13 protein-coding genes are annotated in these 13,782 nt (G+C 72.6%); 2 read left to right on the forward strand and 11 right to left on the reverse strand.

Going from position 1 to position 13,782, the window contains the following annotated elements; translation table 11 throughout:
- Positions 1-81: 81 nt before the first annotated feature.
- From ABZZ38_RS01935 to ABZZ38_RS01950, 4 genes are all read right to left on the reverse strand, one after another.
- Positions 82-828 carry a small secreted protein gene (locus ABZZ38_RS01935; protein WP_356734692.1) on the reverse strand — a complete coding sequence of 249 codons (747 nt, stop codon included), beginning with the start codon at positions 826-828 and terminating at the stop codon, positions 82-84.
- A 187-nt stretch (positions 829-1,015) separates the two neighbouring features.
- Positions 1,016-3,406 carry a sodium-translocating pyrophosphatase gene (locus ABZZ38_RS01940; RefSeq protein ID WP_356734694.1) on the reverse strand — a complete coding sequence of 797 codons (2,391 nt, stop codon included), beginning with the start codon at positions 3,404-3,406 and terminating at the stop codon, positions 1,016-1,018.
- Between the two features lie 247 nt (positions 3,407-3,653).
- On the reverse strand, positions 3,654-4,115 hold the full coding sequence (locus ABZZ38_RS01945; RefSeq protein ID WP_356734696.1) for an ATP-binding protein: 462 nt from the start codon (positions 4,113-4,115) through the stop codon (positions 3,654-3,656).
- Positions 4,116-4,400: 285 nt separating this feature from the next.
- Complete coding sequence (locus tag ABZZ38_RS01950; RefSeq protein ID WP_003967428.1) at positions 4,401-4,754, reverse strand: STAS domain-containing protein; 354 nt, start codon at positions 4,752-4,754, stop codon at positions 4,401-4,403.
- Between the two features lie 80 nt (positions 4,755-4,834).
- Between ABZZ38_RS01950 and ABZZ38_RS01955 the strand changes: the two genes are divergently transcribed.
- Positions 4,835-7,312, forward strand: coding sequence for a DEAD/DEAH box helicase (locus tag ABZZ38_RS01955; RefSeq protein ID WP_356734698.1), 2,478 nt, complete (start codon positions 4,835-4,837; stop codon positions 7,310-7,312).
- On the opposite strand, the gene ABZZ38_RS01960 is transcribed toward ABZZ38_RS01955, so the two are convergent.
- From ABZZ38_RS01960 to ssd, 7 genes are all read right to left on the reverse strand, one after another.
- On the reverse strand, positions 7,254-7,574 hold the full coding sequence (locus tag ABZZ38_RS01960; RefSeq protein WP_356734700.1) for an Rv3654c family TadE-like protein: 321 nt from the start codon (positions 7,572-7,574) through the stop codon (positions 7,254-7,256). The two genes, ABZZ38_RS01955 and ABZZ38_RS01960, sit on opposite strands and share 59 nt — an antisense overlap.
- A 224-nt stretch (positions 7,575-7,798) precedes the next feature.
- Positions 7,799-8,176 carry a TadE family type IV pilus minor pilin gene (locus ABZZ38_RS01965; protein ID WP_356734702.1) on the reverse strand — a complete coding sequence of 126 codons (378 nt, stop codon included), beginning with the start codon at positions 8,174-8,176 and terminating at the stop codon, positions 7,799-7,801.
- Entirely contained in the window at positions 8,163-8,351 is a 189-nt protein-coding gene (locus tag ABZZ38_RS01970) for a DUF4244 domain-containing protein (RefSeq protein ID WP_356734704.1), read from the reverse strand. Before ABZZ38_RS01970 ends, ABZZ38_RS01965 begins: the two co-directional genes overlap by 14 nt.
- 65 nt (positions 8,352-8,416) lie before the next feature.
- Entirely contained in the window at positions 8,417-9,136 is a 720-nt protein-coding gene (locus ABZZ38_RS01975; RefSeq protein ID WP_356735252.1) for a type II secretion system F family protein, read from the reverse strand.
- A 38-nt stretch (positions 9,137-9,174) separates the two neighbouring features.
- Positions 9,175-10,047 (reverse strand): type II secretion system F family protein, encoded by an 873-nt coding sequence (locus ABZZ38_RS01980; protein WP_356734706.1) that lies wholly within the window; start codon positions 10,045-10,047, stop codon positions 9,175-9,177.
- Complete coding sequence (locus tag ABZZ38_RS01985; RefSeq protein ID WP_356734708.1) at positions 10,041-11,192, reverse strand: TadA family conjugal transfer-associated ATPase; 1,152 nt, start codon at positions 11,190-11,192, stop codon at positions 10,041-10,043. Before ABZZ38_RS01985 ends, ABZZ38_RS01980 begins: the two co-directional genes overlap by 7 nt.
- Positions 11,189-12,292 (reverse strand): septum site-determining protein Ssd, encoded by a 1,104-nt coding sequence (gene ssd, locus ABZZ38_RS01990; protein WP_356734710.1) that lies wholly within the window; start codon positions 12,290-12,292, stop codon positions 11,189-11,191. The genes ABZZ38_RS01985 and ssd overlap by 4 nt, the downstream gene beginning before the upstream one ends.
- Positions 12,293-12,900: 608 nt before the next feature.
- Here ssd and ABZZ38_RS01995 point away from each other — a divergent pair.
- Entirely contained in the window at positions 12,901-13,731 is an 831-nt protein-coding gene (locus ABZZ38_RS01995; RefSeq protein ID WP_356734712.1) for an HAD-IB family hydrolase, read from the forward strand.
- The last annotated feature ends 51 nt before the right edge of the window (positions 13,732-13,782 follow it).

Consider the following 13,782-nt stretch of genomic DNA (forward strand, 5'->3'; position numbering starts at 1 on the left):
TGACCGCCACCACCGACAACCGCCGATCGGCCCGGCTCCCCGGGTGGGAGCCGGGCCGATCCGTACGCGCGGGAAGCGTTCCTACCGGGCGGCCTTGCTCGCCGAGGCCGAAGCGGAAGCCGGAGCCGAGGCGGAAGCGGAAGCCGTTGCGGACGCCGACACCTTCGCGGGCACCGACGCCTTCGCGGGCGAGGAGGCGGAGGCGGCCGGATCGCTCGCCGCCGCCGAGGCGCCCGACGCGGCCGGACCCGGCTTGGCGGGCGGGATGGTCGGAGAGGCCGTCGCCTCGGCCTTCTGGCAGCCGGGCTGCTTGGCCATCGCCTGGCCCAGCTCGCCGGACTGGAGCTTGGCGAGTGCGTCCTGGTCCATCTTCTCGATCTTCTTCAGCCCGTCCGCGACGCCCTGGAGGCCGTCCGCGAACTTGCGCTGGTCCTTCGGGTCGAGCGCGTCGACCTGCTTCTTCAGGCCTTCATAGGCCGTCGCGGTGCTGTTGAGCTCCTTGACCGCGTCCTGCTGGAGCTTCTCGCCGTTGTCGACGGGCGGAACTCCCGCGTCCTGAACGGCCTTGGCCAGCGCCCTGTCCGCGTCGGCGATGTCCTGGAAGGCCTTCGAGTCCGCGGCCTGGATGTCGGCCGGTTTGCCGTCGGCGGCGGTCGAGATGATGGCCTGCTGGGCATCGGCCCTCTTCTGGATCTGCGGTTGGGCCTGGTCACAGACCTTCCCGGCCCAGTCGTTCACCTTGCTGTCGCCGTCGTCGCCACCACAGCCCGACAGCGCGAGCATCAGTACCGCACCGCCGGACAGTGCGGCCGCAAGCTTCTTGTTCACCGGATTGGTCCCTTCCAAGGCTCTCGGCCCCGGAACATACACGCCAAGTGGGCGACTTTCGCGTGTCGTGCCACCGCTCCGAACCCTTTTGTAACCATTTGCACCAAGGGAGAGACAGGTCACGGCGACGCCCGGACGGGCGGACGGAACGTCAATGCGTCCCGTCCGCCCGCCACCTGACCAGGTGTTACAGGACGGGTGCCCGGCTCTCCACCCGATCGGTGGAGTTGTTGTCTTCGTCACCCATGACCACGGAGCGGCGCTTGGAGACGTACACCGCCCCGACGATGACGATGATCGCGAAGGTGGCCACGGCCGCCCGCAGGCCGGCGCTGGCGTCGTCGCCGTAACTGAACTGCACGACGGCCGGCGCGATGAGCAACGCGACCAGGTTCATCACCTTGAGCAGCGGGTTGATGGCCGGTCCCGCGGTGTCCTTGAACGGGTCGCCGACCGTGTCGCCGATGACGGTCGCCGCGTGGGCCTCGCTTCCCTTGCCGCCGTAGTGGCCGTCCTCGACGAGTTTCTTGGCGTTGTCCCAGGCGCCACCGGAGTTGGCGAGGAAGACGGCCATCAGGGTGCCGGTGCCGATGGCTCCCGCGAGGTACGCGCCCAGGGCGCCGACACCGAAGGTGAAGCCGACCGCGATGGGGGCCATGACGGCGAGCAGGCCCGGCGTGGCGAGCTCGCGCAGGGCGTCCTTCGTGCAGATGTCGACGACGCGTCCGTACTCCGGCTTCTCGCTGTAGTCCATGATCCCGGGGTGCTCGCGGAACTGCCGGCGCACCTCGAACACCACCGCTCCGGCCGACCGGGACACCGCGTTGATCGCGAGTCCGGAGAAGAGGAAGACGACCGCGGCGCCGAGGACGAGACCGACCAGGTTGTTGGGCTGGGAGATGTCCATGACCAGGTTGCGCTCGGTCGCGCGGGCTCCGACGTCCGCGACGGCCGTGGCGATGGCGTCGCGGTACGAGCCGAAGAGCGCGGCGGCGGCCAGGACGGCGGTGGCGATGGCGATGCCTTTGGTGATCGCCTTCGTGGTGTTGCCGACGGCGTCGAGGTCGGTGAGGACCTGCGCGCCCGCCCCCTGGACATCGCCGGACATCTCCGCGATGCCCTGCGCGTTGTCGGAGACCGGGCCGAAGGTGTCCATGGCGACGATGACGCCGACGGTCGTGAGCAGGCCGGTGCCGGCGAGCGCCACCGCGAACAGGGCGAGGGTGATCGACGCGCCGCCGAGCAGGAACGCCCCGTAGACCGAGAGTCCGATCAGCAGCGCGGTGTAGACGGCGGATTCGAGTCCGATGGAGATGCCGGCCAGGATCACCGTGGCCGGTCCGGTCAGCGAGGACTTGCCGATGTCCCGCACGGGACGGCGGCTGGTCTCGGTGAAGTACCCGGTCAGTTGCTGGATCAGCGCGGCGAGGACGATGCCGATGGCGACGGCCACCACCGCCAGAACGCGCGGGTCGCCGCCGTGGGTGCGGATCGCGGACTCGGTCACGCCCTCCAGGGCGGCGTAGGACGAAGGCAGGTAGAGGAAGACCGCCACGGCGACCAGCACGAGGGAGATGGTCGCGGAGATGAAGAACCCGCGGTTGATGGCGGTCATCCCGCTGCGGTCGGCGCGCCGCGGGGCGACCGCGAAAATGCCGATCATCGCGGTGACCACGCCGATCGCCGGCACGATCAGGGGGAACGCCAGTCCGGCGTCGCCGAAGGCCGCCTTGCCGAGGATCAGCGCGGCGACGAGCGTGACGGCGTACGACTCGAACAGGTCGGCCGCCATGCCGGCGCAGTCGCCGACGTTGTCGCCGACGTTGTCCGCGATGGTGGCGGCGTTGCGCGGATCGTCCTCCGGGATGCCCTGTTCGACCTTGCCGACGAGGTCGGCGCCGACGTCGGCGGCCTTGGTGAAGATGCCACCGCCGACACGCATGAACATGGCGATGAGCGCCGCGCCGAGACCGAAGCCCTCCAGCACCTTGGGGGCGTCGGCGGCATAGACGAGGACCACGCAGGAGGCGCCGAGCAGGCCGAGGCCCACCGTGAACATGCCGACCACGCCGCCGGTACGGAAAGCGATCTTCATGGCCCGGTGCGAGACGGCCGTCAGATCCTTTTCCGGCTGGCCCGGCGCCGGAGTCGCCTCACGCGCCGCCGCCGCCACGCGCACATTGGCCCGTACGGCCAGACGCATGCCGATATAACCGGTGACCGCGGAGAAAAGCGCACCGACGAGGAAGAACAGGGAGCGCCCCGCACGCTGCGACCAGTCGTCCGCCGGCAGCATCAGCAGCAGGAAGAACACGACGACGGCGAAGACGCCGAGGGTGCGCAACTGTCGTGCCAGATAGGCGTTCGCGCCTTCCTGTACGGCTGCCGCGATCTTCTTCATGGCTTCGGTGCCTTCACCGGCGGCCAGCACCTGGCGCACCAGCAGCTGGGCCACGACGAGGGCGGCGAGCGCCACGGCCGCGACGACGATCACGATGACGCGATTGCCCTCGGTGAGCACCGCGGCGGCGAGAGAAGTGGAGTGCCCGGACAGTTCTGTTTCGAAGAGCCCCGCCATTCGTCCTCCTTGACGTCAGAAGAGCTCAAGATGTGGACGGATTGTAGGGAGCGGAACCCGATCAAAACAGGGCGCCGTAGAACAGGATTGACCGTCGCCCACCGGTCGGCAAATGATCGGTTTCGCGAACGCACTCGAATGCAGTAATGGCCTGGAGCCATTCGCCTCTCTGATCGACGATCCAGGAAAAGGGAAAAGGCCCTGCTGAGCAGGGCCTTTTCCTAGGATCGACGTGGGTCGGAAAGGGTCAGGGCAGGAGGGTGGCAGGATTCGTCGGCCAGCTCATCCGGATGACGCCGCCGCGCTCTCCGGCGGACACCTCCACATCGTCGACGAGCCCGCTGATGACGGCGAGACCCATCTCGTCCTCGCCCTCCACGTCGTCGAAGTCCTCGGTGGGAGGCGCGGCGCCGCCGGCCACGGGCACCCCGGCGGCATCGGCCGCCGCGATGACCGCACCCGGGACCTCGTCGCCGACCTCGATGGAGAACGCCTTGTCCTCCTCGTTCAGTACGACGCGGATGGGGGACGTGACGCCATTGCTGCGGTGCAGCCCGACGGCGCGGGAGCACGCCTCGCCGACGGCGAGCCTGACCTCGTCCAGAACGGCCTCGTCGACCCCTGCCCTGCGCGCCACAGCCGCCGCCACCAGACGGGCGGTCCGGACGTGCTCGGGCTGGGCACTGAAGCGGAGTTCGACGGTAGCCATACGGTCCCCCTCGGACATGAGAGCGTGCGTCTCAGAGGACCGGGCTGAACGCCCGGCACCTCTGCCCTTCCTCCGGAAGCCATCGCCCGGAAGCCTTGCCGGAAGCCGTCATCCGGCTTCCCCGGCCCGGGCCCGCCCGGTCCGGTCCGGGTCCGGCTGCACCCGGGCCCGGCTGTTCCCGGAAGCCCGGCTGTGCCCGGACCCGGCCGGCCCCGAAGCAGGGCCGGGCGAGCCTCGCCCCCGGAGTGTGCCTCCGGGACCGGGGCCCTCGGCCTCCCGTCGACCTCAGTCGGTCGCCGCGACGGCCTCGTCGACCGTGGTGTGGATGGGGAACACCTTGGTCAGACCGGTGATCCGGAAAATCTTGAGAATGCGCTCCTGGTTGCACACCAGTCGCAGCGAGCCCTCGTGCGCGCGAACGCGCTTCAGACCGCCCACCAGAACGCCGAGGCCGGTCGAGTCGAGGAAGTCCACGCCCTCCATGTCGACAACCAGGTGGTAGCTGCCGTCATTCACCAACTCGACCAACTGCTCGCGCAGCTTGGGCGCGGTATACACATCAATCTCGCCACCGACCTCGACGACCGTACGGTCGCCACCAGGGCCGGACACATTGCGAGTCGACAGGGACAGGTCCACGGATCCTCCAGCACCTTGCTATCGAGCGGTCGCCCCCTCGGATCTCCACAGCGGAGTCGGGGGACGGATCGCCAGCCGCGATGGCATTCAATCACTTACCAGCAGCCATGCACGACGCCTTGGGAGCATTGTCCGTCACGCCGGTGACACACTCGGTGCCGATGGCCATGAATCACCGCCCCAGTCGCCCTCCCGAGAGCGGGGGCTCCCGCCCCTCCCCCGGTACGGTCCTCGACCGGCTCACCACCAGGGCGAACCGGGCTGCGCGCATCACTCATACGGAGCACCTGCCCCCTCGGGCGGGTCGGCATGCCCTCTGGCCCGATCGCATCCGCCCCGAGGTGATCAACGCCATTCGAGCGGCCGGTATCGACCATCCGTGGGCCCACCAGGTGGCCGCGGCCGAGCGGGCGCTCGACGGCCAGTCGGTCGTCATCGCCACCGGCACGGCGTCCGGCAAGTCCCTCGCCTACCTGGCACCGGTCCTGTCCGCCCTCCTCGACGGGTCCGAGGCCGCCAACGGCCGGGGCGCCACCGCCCTGTACCTGGCCCCCACCAAGGCCCTGGCCGCCGATCAGAGGCGCTCCGTGAAGGCCCTCGCCGCCCCGCTGGGCAACCGGATCAGGCCCGCCGTGTACGACGGCGACACGCCGGTCGAGGAGCGCGAATGGGTCCGCCAGTACGCCAACTACGTGCTGACCAACCCCGACATGCTCCATCGGGGCATCCTCCCGTCCCACCCCCGCTGGTCCTCCTTCCTGCGCTCCCTGCGCTATGTCGTCGTCGACGAGTGCCACACCTACCGGGGCGTCTTCGGCTCCCACGTCGCCCAGGTACTGCGGCGGCTGCGCCGCCTGTGCGCCCGCTACGGCTCCTCCCCCGTCTTCCTGCTCGCCTCCGCCACCGCCGCCCAGCCGGCCCTCGCCGCCGGCCGCCTCACCGGATTGCCCGTCTCCGAGGTCGCCGACGACGCCTCGCCGCGCGGCGAACTCGTCTTCGCCCTGTGGGAGCCGCCGCTCACCGAGCTGCAGGGCGAACAGGGCGCCCCGGTGCGCCGCACCGCCACCGCGGAGACCGCCGACCTGCTGACCGACCTGACCGTCCAGGGCGTCCGCTCGGTCGCCTTCGTACGCTCCCGGCGCGGCGCCGAGCTGATCTCGGTCATCGCCAAGGAGCGCCTCGCGGAGGTCGACCGCTCACTGCCCCAGCGGGTCGCCGCCTACCGCGGCGGCTACCTGCCCGAGGAGCGGCGGGCCCTGGAGCGTGCCCTGCACTCGGGCGAGCTGCTCGGGCTGGCGGCGACCACCGCCCTGGAGCTGGGCATCGACGTCTCCGGCCTGGACGCCGTCGTGATCGCCGGCTATCCGGGCACACGGGCCTCGCTCTGGCAGCAGGCCGGGCGCGCCGGGCGCGCCGGCCAGGGGGCGCTCGCGATCCTCGTGGCCCGCGACGACCCGCTGGACACGTACCTCGTCCACCACCCGGAGGCACTGTTCCGGCAGCCGGTCGAGTCGACCGTCCTGGACCCGGACAACCCCTACGTCCTCGCCCCCCATCTGTGCGCGGCGGCGGCGGAACTCCCGCTCACCGAATCCGATGTGACGCTGTTCGGCCCGGCCGTACCGGAACTGCTGCCCCAGCTGGAGTCGGCGGGCCTGCTGCGGCGCCGCAGTTCCGGCTGGTACTGGACCCGGCGCGAGCGCGCCGCCGACCTCACCGACATCCGGGGCGAGGGTGGCAGCCCCGTCCGGATCGTCGAGGCCGGCACGGGCCGGCTGCTCGGCACCGTCGACGAGTCCGCCGCGCACGCCGCCGTGCACGAGGGCGCCGTCCACCTGCACATGGGCCGCACCTACCTGGTCAGGGAGCTGGACCTGAAGGACTCGGTGGCCCTCGTGGAGGAGGCCAACCCGCCGTATTCGACGACCGCCCGTGACACCACCTCCATTTCCGTACTCGAGACCGACACCGAGATTCCGTGGGGCGACGGCCGGCTGTGCTACGGCTCCGTCGAGGTCACCAACCAGGTCGTGTCCTTCCTGCGCCGCCGCCTGATCACCGGCGAAGTGCTCGGCGAGACCAAGCTGGACCTGCCGCCGCGCACCCTGCGGACCCGCGCCGTGTGGTGGACGGTCACCGAGGACCAACTGGACGCCGCCCGGGTGAACCCGGAGCAACTCGGCGGCGCCCTGCACGCCGCCGAGCACGCCTCCATCGGCCTGCTGCCGCTCTTCGCCACCTGCGACCGCTGGGACATCGGCGGCGTGTCCGTCCCGCTCCACCCGGACACCCTCCTGCCGACGGTCTTCGTCTACGACGGCCATCCGGGTGGCGCGGGGTTCGCCGAGCGGGCGTTCCACACGGCTCGTGAGTGGCTCACCGCGACCCGCGAGGCGATCGCCTCCTGTGAGTGCGAGGCGGGCTGCCCGTCCTGCATCCAGTCCCCCAAGTGCGGCAACGGCAACGATCCGCTCCACAAGCGCGGCGCCGTCCGTCTCCTCACGGAACTGCTGCGGGGAGCCCCGGCAGCGCCCCGGGAGGCCCCGCCCGCGACCTGACCTCCGGGACGTACGGGCCGAATCGTGCCCGCGCGGTCACATCCGCGATCTCACCGCGAACGGTGCACCGCACCACCTCGGCCCGCTGCGCCCGCGCGACCATGGCCGCCGCGTCGCAGGCGTGATCCTTGCCCCACAGGGCCCGGTCGGCCGCCGCGAGAGCGGCCAGGTCCGCCGCGCCGCCCGCCATGTGCCGCGCCGCCACCACCTGGCCCAGGGTGAGGACGGCTACGAAGACCGTGCACATCACGCTCACCGCCATGGCCACCCACACGGTCGCCGCGCCTTGGTCCGAACGGGTCCGTGTGGCCGCGCCCCGGTCCGAACGGCCTCGTGCCCTTGCAGCCGCACCCCGGTCCGTACGGGCCCGTGCAGCCGCGTACGGGTCCGTACGCACCCCGACAGCCGCACCCCGGTCCGCAGGGGCCCGTGCAGCCGCGTACGGGTCCGTACGGATCGAGGCGGGCCGGCCTTGGTCCGGCCGGGTCATGGCATCACCCCCACGGTGTCCTCGGCCAGCGCGGCCGCCTCCGCTCCGAGCCTCAGGCCCAGCGCGCCGGGCCCGGGCACCGGCGCCTCCACCCGTACCCGCCACAGCTCCCCGGCCCGCCGCACCGACACCCGGGCCCGTGCCGGGGCGGCCGCACGGGCCGCCGCCACAGCCGCCTCCCCGGGTTCCGAGCGGGCCGCGGCGCGTGCCCCGGCCCGTGCGGCGTCCACGCACTGGATCTGCGCGGCGGCCGCGGCGAGCGCCCACACCAGCGCCATCGTGAAGGCCACGAGCACGGGAATCGCCATCGCCGCCTCCGCGGTCACCGACCCACGATCCGCGCCACCGCGGCGACGGGAGTCAGAACGGGGCATCGAGTGCCCTCCCGATCAGGGACTCCAGCCGGGCCGACACGGCGTCACCCGTGACGATCTTGTAGAGCACCACCGCGCAGCCGCAGGCAGCGAGCGTGACCATGGCGTACTCGGACGTCGCCATACCCGCGTCCCGCCTCAGCCGTGCCAGACCGGCCCTCCACCGCTTCCACATGTCATCCCCCTTGTGTCGTCGACCTTCGATTCACACGTGTCGTTCATGCCGTTCAGCGGGGCCGTTCAGCGCAGTCCGCTCGCCAGTCCCACCACCACCGGCACCACACCGACGGTGAGAAACGCGGGCAGGAAGCACAGCCCCACCGGTGCGGTGATCAGCACCTGCGCGCGCTGGGCGCGGGCCGCGGCCGCCCTCGCGTGCTCGGCCCGCAGCCCGGCGGTCAGGCGGGAGACCGCTTCGGCGGCCGGAGCCCCCGAGGCCGCGGCCCGCTCCATGCAGCGGGCCAGTGCCCGGGCGCCCGGTATCGCCCCGAACGCGCCCCAGGCCTCACCCGGTTCGCCGCCCAGTCGCAGCTCGGCCGCCGTCCGCGCCAGCCGGTCGCCGACCGGGCCGCCCAGGGACTGCCCCACCGCCTCCGCGGCTTCGCGTGGGCTTGCCCCGGCCGACAGGCAGGCCGCCAGCAGGTCGGCCGCCAGGGGAAGCCCGCGCGCCGTATCCGCGCCGTCGGCCGCCGGTTTCGGACGCCGCTGCCGGCGCCGCACGCCATAGGCGCACACACCTCCGACCACGCACCCGGCGAACCCACCGACCAGGACGTAACCGATCAGTGCGGCGACCGCCGGTGCCGTCCACCGTTTCAGCCGCTCCCCGTACGTCGGCCACCTGAGCGGGCGCCGGAGCGGGCGCCGTGCCCCCAGCAGGGCCTCCAGCCGGCCGCGCACCCGCCGCTCACGCCGCAGGGCCGCCGCCGTGCAAACCGCCCAGACCACGCAGGTGGTCACCGCGCCGACCGTCGCAGGCGTGTGCGCCCAGGGCCCGGTCACGGCTCCTCCCCGGCCCGCACGATCCGCCCGGCCCACCACAGGCCGGCCCCCTCCAGCAGGCCGCCCACCAGCAGGCAGACGGCGCCCGCCGGCGTGTGCAGCAGCACCCGCAACGGGTCGGCGCCCAGCGCCCACCCCATCGCCAGTCCCACCACCGGCAACAGCGCCAGCATCCCCACGGTGACCCAGGCCCCCGCGAGCTGGGCCCGCAGTCGCTCCCGTTGGTCCCGCCGCTCCCGCAGCGCCGCTTCCAGCCGGTCCAGTCCCGCGGCGAGACCGGCCCCGCCGTCCACCGCCACCTGCCAACAGGCGGCCATCCCGGCCAGGCCGTCCGCACCTTCCTCGCCGGCCGCCCGGCGCAGCGCCTCCGGTACGTCGCCGCCGAATCGCACCGCCGCGAACACCGCCGCCTCCTCGCCACCGAGGGCGCCCGTGGCACCGGCGGCGAAGCGCAGTGCCTGCCCCGGCTGCCACCCGGCGCGCAACTCGCCGACGACGGCCCCGCACAGCGCGATCACCGCTTCCGCTCGCCGGTCCCGCGCCCGCCTGCGCTCCCCGGCCACCAGCCGCCGTCTCACCAGCGGCACCGCTGCCCCGCCGATGAACAGCGGCAGCACCGACTCGCCCAGCAGCGCGACGAGTCCGCCCACCACCAGGCACAGCCATTCCCGCCGCAGCCGTAGGACGGGCCACCACCGTCGCCATGACCACGGCGCCGGCGGCCCCACGGCACTGCCCGCCTCCGCACCCGCGCCCGGTCCCGCGAACACCAGGCGTGCCCGCCGCGATCCCGGACCCCGGTCCGCGAACAGCCAGGCCGCCGCCCCCGCGCATACGGCCGCCGCGTACACCGGCTGCCCCGTCAGCATCGCGCACCCCCGATCAGCGACCGCAGCCGCTCCCAGCCCCGCTCGTATCCGAACCCGTCGGCGCCCCACCGCAGCGCGGGCACCGTCACGACCAGCCCGTGCCGGTCACGCTCCAGCACATGCACCTCGGCGATCCGCCGCTGTCCGCCCCGGTCCCGCACGAGGTGCACCACCACCGACAGCCCGGCCGCCACCTGGCTGTGCAGCGCCGCCCGGTCGAGTCCCGCGGCCGTCCCCAGCGCCTCCAGCCGGGCCGGCACGTCGGCCGCGGTATTGGCGTGCACCGTGCCGCAGCCGCCTTCGTGCCCGGTGTTCAGTGCGGCCAGCAGGTCGGTCACTTCGGCGCCCCGCACTTCGCCCACCACCAGCCGGTCGGGGCGCATCCGCAACGCCTGCCGCACCAGATCGCGCAGCGTCACCCGGCCCACGCCCTCCTGGTTCGGCGGGCGGGCCTCCAGCCGCACCACATGGGGGTGGTCCGGCCGCAGCTCGGCCGAGTCCTCGGCCAGTACGATCCGCTCCCGCTCCCCCACCAGCCCCAGCAGCGTGGAGAGCAGCGTGGTCTTACCGGAGCCGGTCCCTCCGCTGACCAGATACGAGACCCGGGCCCCGACCAGTGCCCGCAGCACCCGGTCACCGCCGGGCGGCACCGTCCCCGCCGCCACCAACTCCCCCACGGAGAAGGCGCGCGGACGCACCACCCGCAGCGACAGACAGGTCGAGCCGACCGCGACCGGCGGCAGCACCGCGTGCATCCGCGTCCCGTCCGGCAACCTGGCGTCCACCCAGGGGCGGGCGTCGTCCAGTCGCCGTCCCGCCACCGCCGCCAGGCGCTGTGCGAGCCTGCGCACCGAGGCCGCGTCCGGGAAGGTCACGCCGGTCAACTCGAGCCCTGCTCCCCGGTCCACCCACACCCGGTCCGGCGCCGACACCAGGACATCCGTCACGGCCGGGTCCGCCAGCAACGGCTCCAGCAGGCCGGTCCCTACCAGTTCGCATCGCAACTCCTCGGCGGCGCCGAGCACTTCCGCGTCGCCCAGCAGTCGGCCCTGCGCCCGCAGCGCCGCCGCGACACCGGCCGGTGTCGGATCGGCCCCGCTCTCGGCGAGCCGCTGCCGGACCGCCTCCAGCAGCGCGGCCGTCATGACGCCGCCTCCCCGGCGAGCACGCGATCCCAGAACGCCGCGCAGAACCGCCCCAGCGGCCCCCGCACGCTGTCACCGGGCGGCACGCCCGCGTCCAGATCGGTCATCAGCCCCGGCTCCGGGGGGAGTTCCCCGACGAGCGGCAGCCCCAGCACATCGGTCACCCACTGCTCGTCCACCCCCGCCGCGTACGGCCCGCGCACCACGACCCGCAGATCGCGCAGGACCATGCCCACCGTCGACGCCACCCGCTTGGCGCCCGCGACGGCACGCAGTTCGCCGGGCACGACCAGCAGCCCGAGGTCGAGCTGAGCCAGCGCCTCCACGGTGGCCTCGTCGACGCGGCGCGGCAGGTCGACGACCACCACGCCGCCACGTCTGCGCGCCGCCGCCAGCACCGAGCGCATCGCCTCGGGCGGGATCGTCACCGCGTCGCCCCGGTCCCAGCTGAGGACCCGCAGGCCGCGCAGTGAGGGCAGCGACTCCTCCAGCGCCCCGCCGGCGACACGGCCCTTGGAGGCCGCGAAATCCGGCCATCGCAGGCCCTCGGTCTGCTCGCCGCCGAGCAGGACATCGAGCCCGCCGCCCAGCGGATCGCCGTCCACCAGCATGGTGCGCCGCCCACCGCGGGCCGCGGTGACCGCCAGTGCGCAGGCCAGTGTGGAGGCGCCGGCTCCGCCCCGCCCGCCGATCACTCCGACGGTCAGCGCCTGCCGGCCCACGCCCTCGACGGCATCGGCGATCCGGTCGACGAGCCAGCCCTCCGCGTCGGGAAGCCGCAGCACACAATCCGCGCCGATCTCCACCGCCCGCCGCCACACGGCGGGATCGTCCTGGTCACGGCCGACGAGCAGGACACCCCGTCTGCGGGTGGCTCCCCGGCACCTGACGGCCGCGTCGTCTCCTACGAGGACCAGCGGGGCGGTCTCCCAGCTCGCCGCCCGCTCCGGCACCGCATGATGGACCTCCGGGTGCGCGCCGGCCGCGGCGCACAGCCTGAGCAGATCGTCGAGGAGCTCCGCGTCCTCCGTCACGATCAGCGGTCCGGCCCGCTGCCCCTCGACTGCCGACACCCGGTCCGGTGTGATCGATCCAGCCATGTTCTTCGCCCCCTGTCTCCGCCTGCCGTGTCCGCGAGACCGTTTGCGGTCCCCTCGCGGCCTGTGGTCGAGCAGCGGTCCACTCGTGTCTTTCCGGGGCCCGCAGGGTGTTCGCGGGCCCGCTCCACCGTCTCCGCGTCGGCTTCGACGGTGTTCGCACACGAGGGGAGATCCGCGATTCCAGCCATCCGCGGACTTCGCTGCGGGAATGACGGTGCACGACTTCCGGAAAAGAAGTGGATCTTGCTGCAAAACTGTGGACAACTCGCCACTTGTGAATATCCGGTTAGCCCATACCAGCGACTTCCGGAGAGCAGCACATCCGCTACGCTGAGTGAGCAGTCAGCCGCGTCGAGGGCAGCCGAAGCCAAGGCCATGAAGGAGGCGCAATGATCGGATCCAGCCGTGACCGGCGGGCAAAAACGCGTCCGGACATGCGACGACCCCCGCCGGGGGGGAGAGCGGGGGTCGTCTCTCCGGCCGACTCGGGGGGGGAGGAGCCGGACCGGGTTAACACGGTCGCGAACGATCCGTGACTTCCATGGTGTACCCGAGAGCCTTCTCAAGCAAACCCACGCGCCCCAGCGTACGCCGAATGGCGGGCACCTATGCTCAAGCTCGTGGAAAACCACTCCTTGCCGCGCACAGCAGCCTTCTTTGACCTGGACAAGACGGTCATTGCGAAGTCATCGACTCTGACCTTCAGCAAGTCCTTCTACCAAGGCGGTCTGATCAACCGCCGCGCCGTCCTGCGGACCGCCTACATCCAGTTCGTGTTCCTGGCCGGCGGCGCCGATCACGACCAGATGGAGCGGATGCGCGCCTACCTCTCCGCGCTCTGCAAGGGCTGGAACGTCCAGCAGGTCAAGGAGCTGGTGGCCGAGACCCTGCACGACCTGATCGACCCGATCATCTACGACGAGGCCGCCTCCCTCATCGAGGAGCACCACGCCGCCGGCCGGGACGTGGTGATCGTCTCGACGTCCGGCGCCGAGGTCGTCGAGCCGATCGGTGAGCTGCTGGGAGCCGACCGGGTCGTGGCGACCCGGATGGTCGTCGGCGACGACGGCTGCTTCACCGGAGAGGTGGAGTACTACGCCTACGGCCCCACCAAGGCGGAGGCGGTCCGGGAGCTCGCCGCGTCGGAGGGCTACGACCTGGCGCGGTCGTACGCGTACAGCGACTCGGCCACCGACGTACCCATGCTGGAGGCCGTCGGGCACCCCTACGCGGTCAACCCGGACCGCGCGCTGCGCCGTGAGGCGGTGGCCCGCGGCTGGCCGGTTCTCGTCTTCACCCGTCCGGTCCGGCTCAAGCAGCGGCTGCCGGCCCTCAGGATGCCGCCCCGCCCGGCCCTCGTCGCGGCAGCCGCGGTGGGCGCGGCGGCGGCCACGGCCGGGCTCGTCTGGTACGCCAACAGGCGCCGCCCCTCCGCCTAGGATGTCCGCCGGCCCCGGAATGGGGGCCCCGAGGGAAATGCGGAGACGCGC

The organism is Streptomyces sp. NPDC006368 (assembly GCF_040612535.1).
GTDB lineage: Bacteria > Actinomycetota > Actinomycetes > Streptomycetales > Streptomycetaceae > Streptomyces.

Bases quoted from the DNA above. Each gene is read 5' to 3' on its own strand.
- ABZZ38_RS01980 (WP_356734706.1), bottom strand. From the start codon at position 10,047: ATGCTGACGGGGCAGCCGGTGTACGCGGCGGCCGTATGCGCGGGGGCG.
- ABZZ38_RS01955 (WP_356734698.1), top strand. From the start codon at position 4,835: ATGGCATTCAATCACTTACCAGCAGCCATGCACGACGCCTTGGGAGCA.
- ABZZ38_RS01965 (WP_356734702.1), bottom strand. From the start codon at position 8,176: ATGCCCCGTTCTGACTCCCGTCGCCGCGGTGGCGCGGATCGTGGGTCG.
- ABZZ38_RS01985 (WP_356734708.1), bottom strand. From the start codon at position 11,192: ATGACGGCCGCGCTGCTGGAGGCGGTCCGGCAGCGGCTCGCCGAGAGC.
- ABZZ38_RS01970 (WP_356734704.1), bottom strand. From the start codon at position 8,351: ATGTGGAAGCGGTGGAGGGCCGGTCTGGCACGGCTGAGGCGGGACGCG.
- ssd (WP_356734710.1), bottom strand. From the start codon at position 12,292: ATGGCTGGATCGATCACACCGGACCGGGTGTCGGCAGTCGAGGGGCAG.
- ABZZ38_RS01995 (WP_356734712.1), top strand. From the start codon at position 12,901: ATGCTCAAGCTCGTGGAAAACCACTCCTTGCCGCGCACAGCAGCCTTC.
- ABZZ38_RS01945 (WP_356734696.1), bottom strand. From the start codon at position 4,115: ATGGCTACCGTCGAACTCCGCTTCAGTGCCCAGCCCGAGCACGTCCGG.
- ABZZ38_RS01960 (WP_356734700.1), bottom strand. From the start codon at position 7,574: ATGGCGGTGAGCGTGATGTGCACGGTCTTCGTAGCCGTCCTCACCCTG.
- ABZZ38_RS01940 (WP_356734694.1), bottom strand. From the start codon at position 3,406: ATGGCGGGGCTCTTCGAAACAGAACTGTCCGGGCACTCCACTTCTCTC.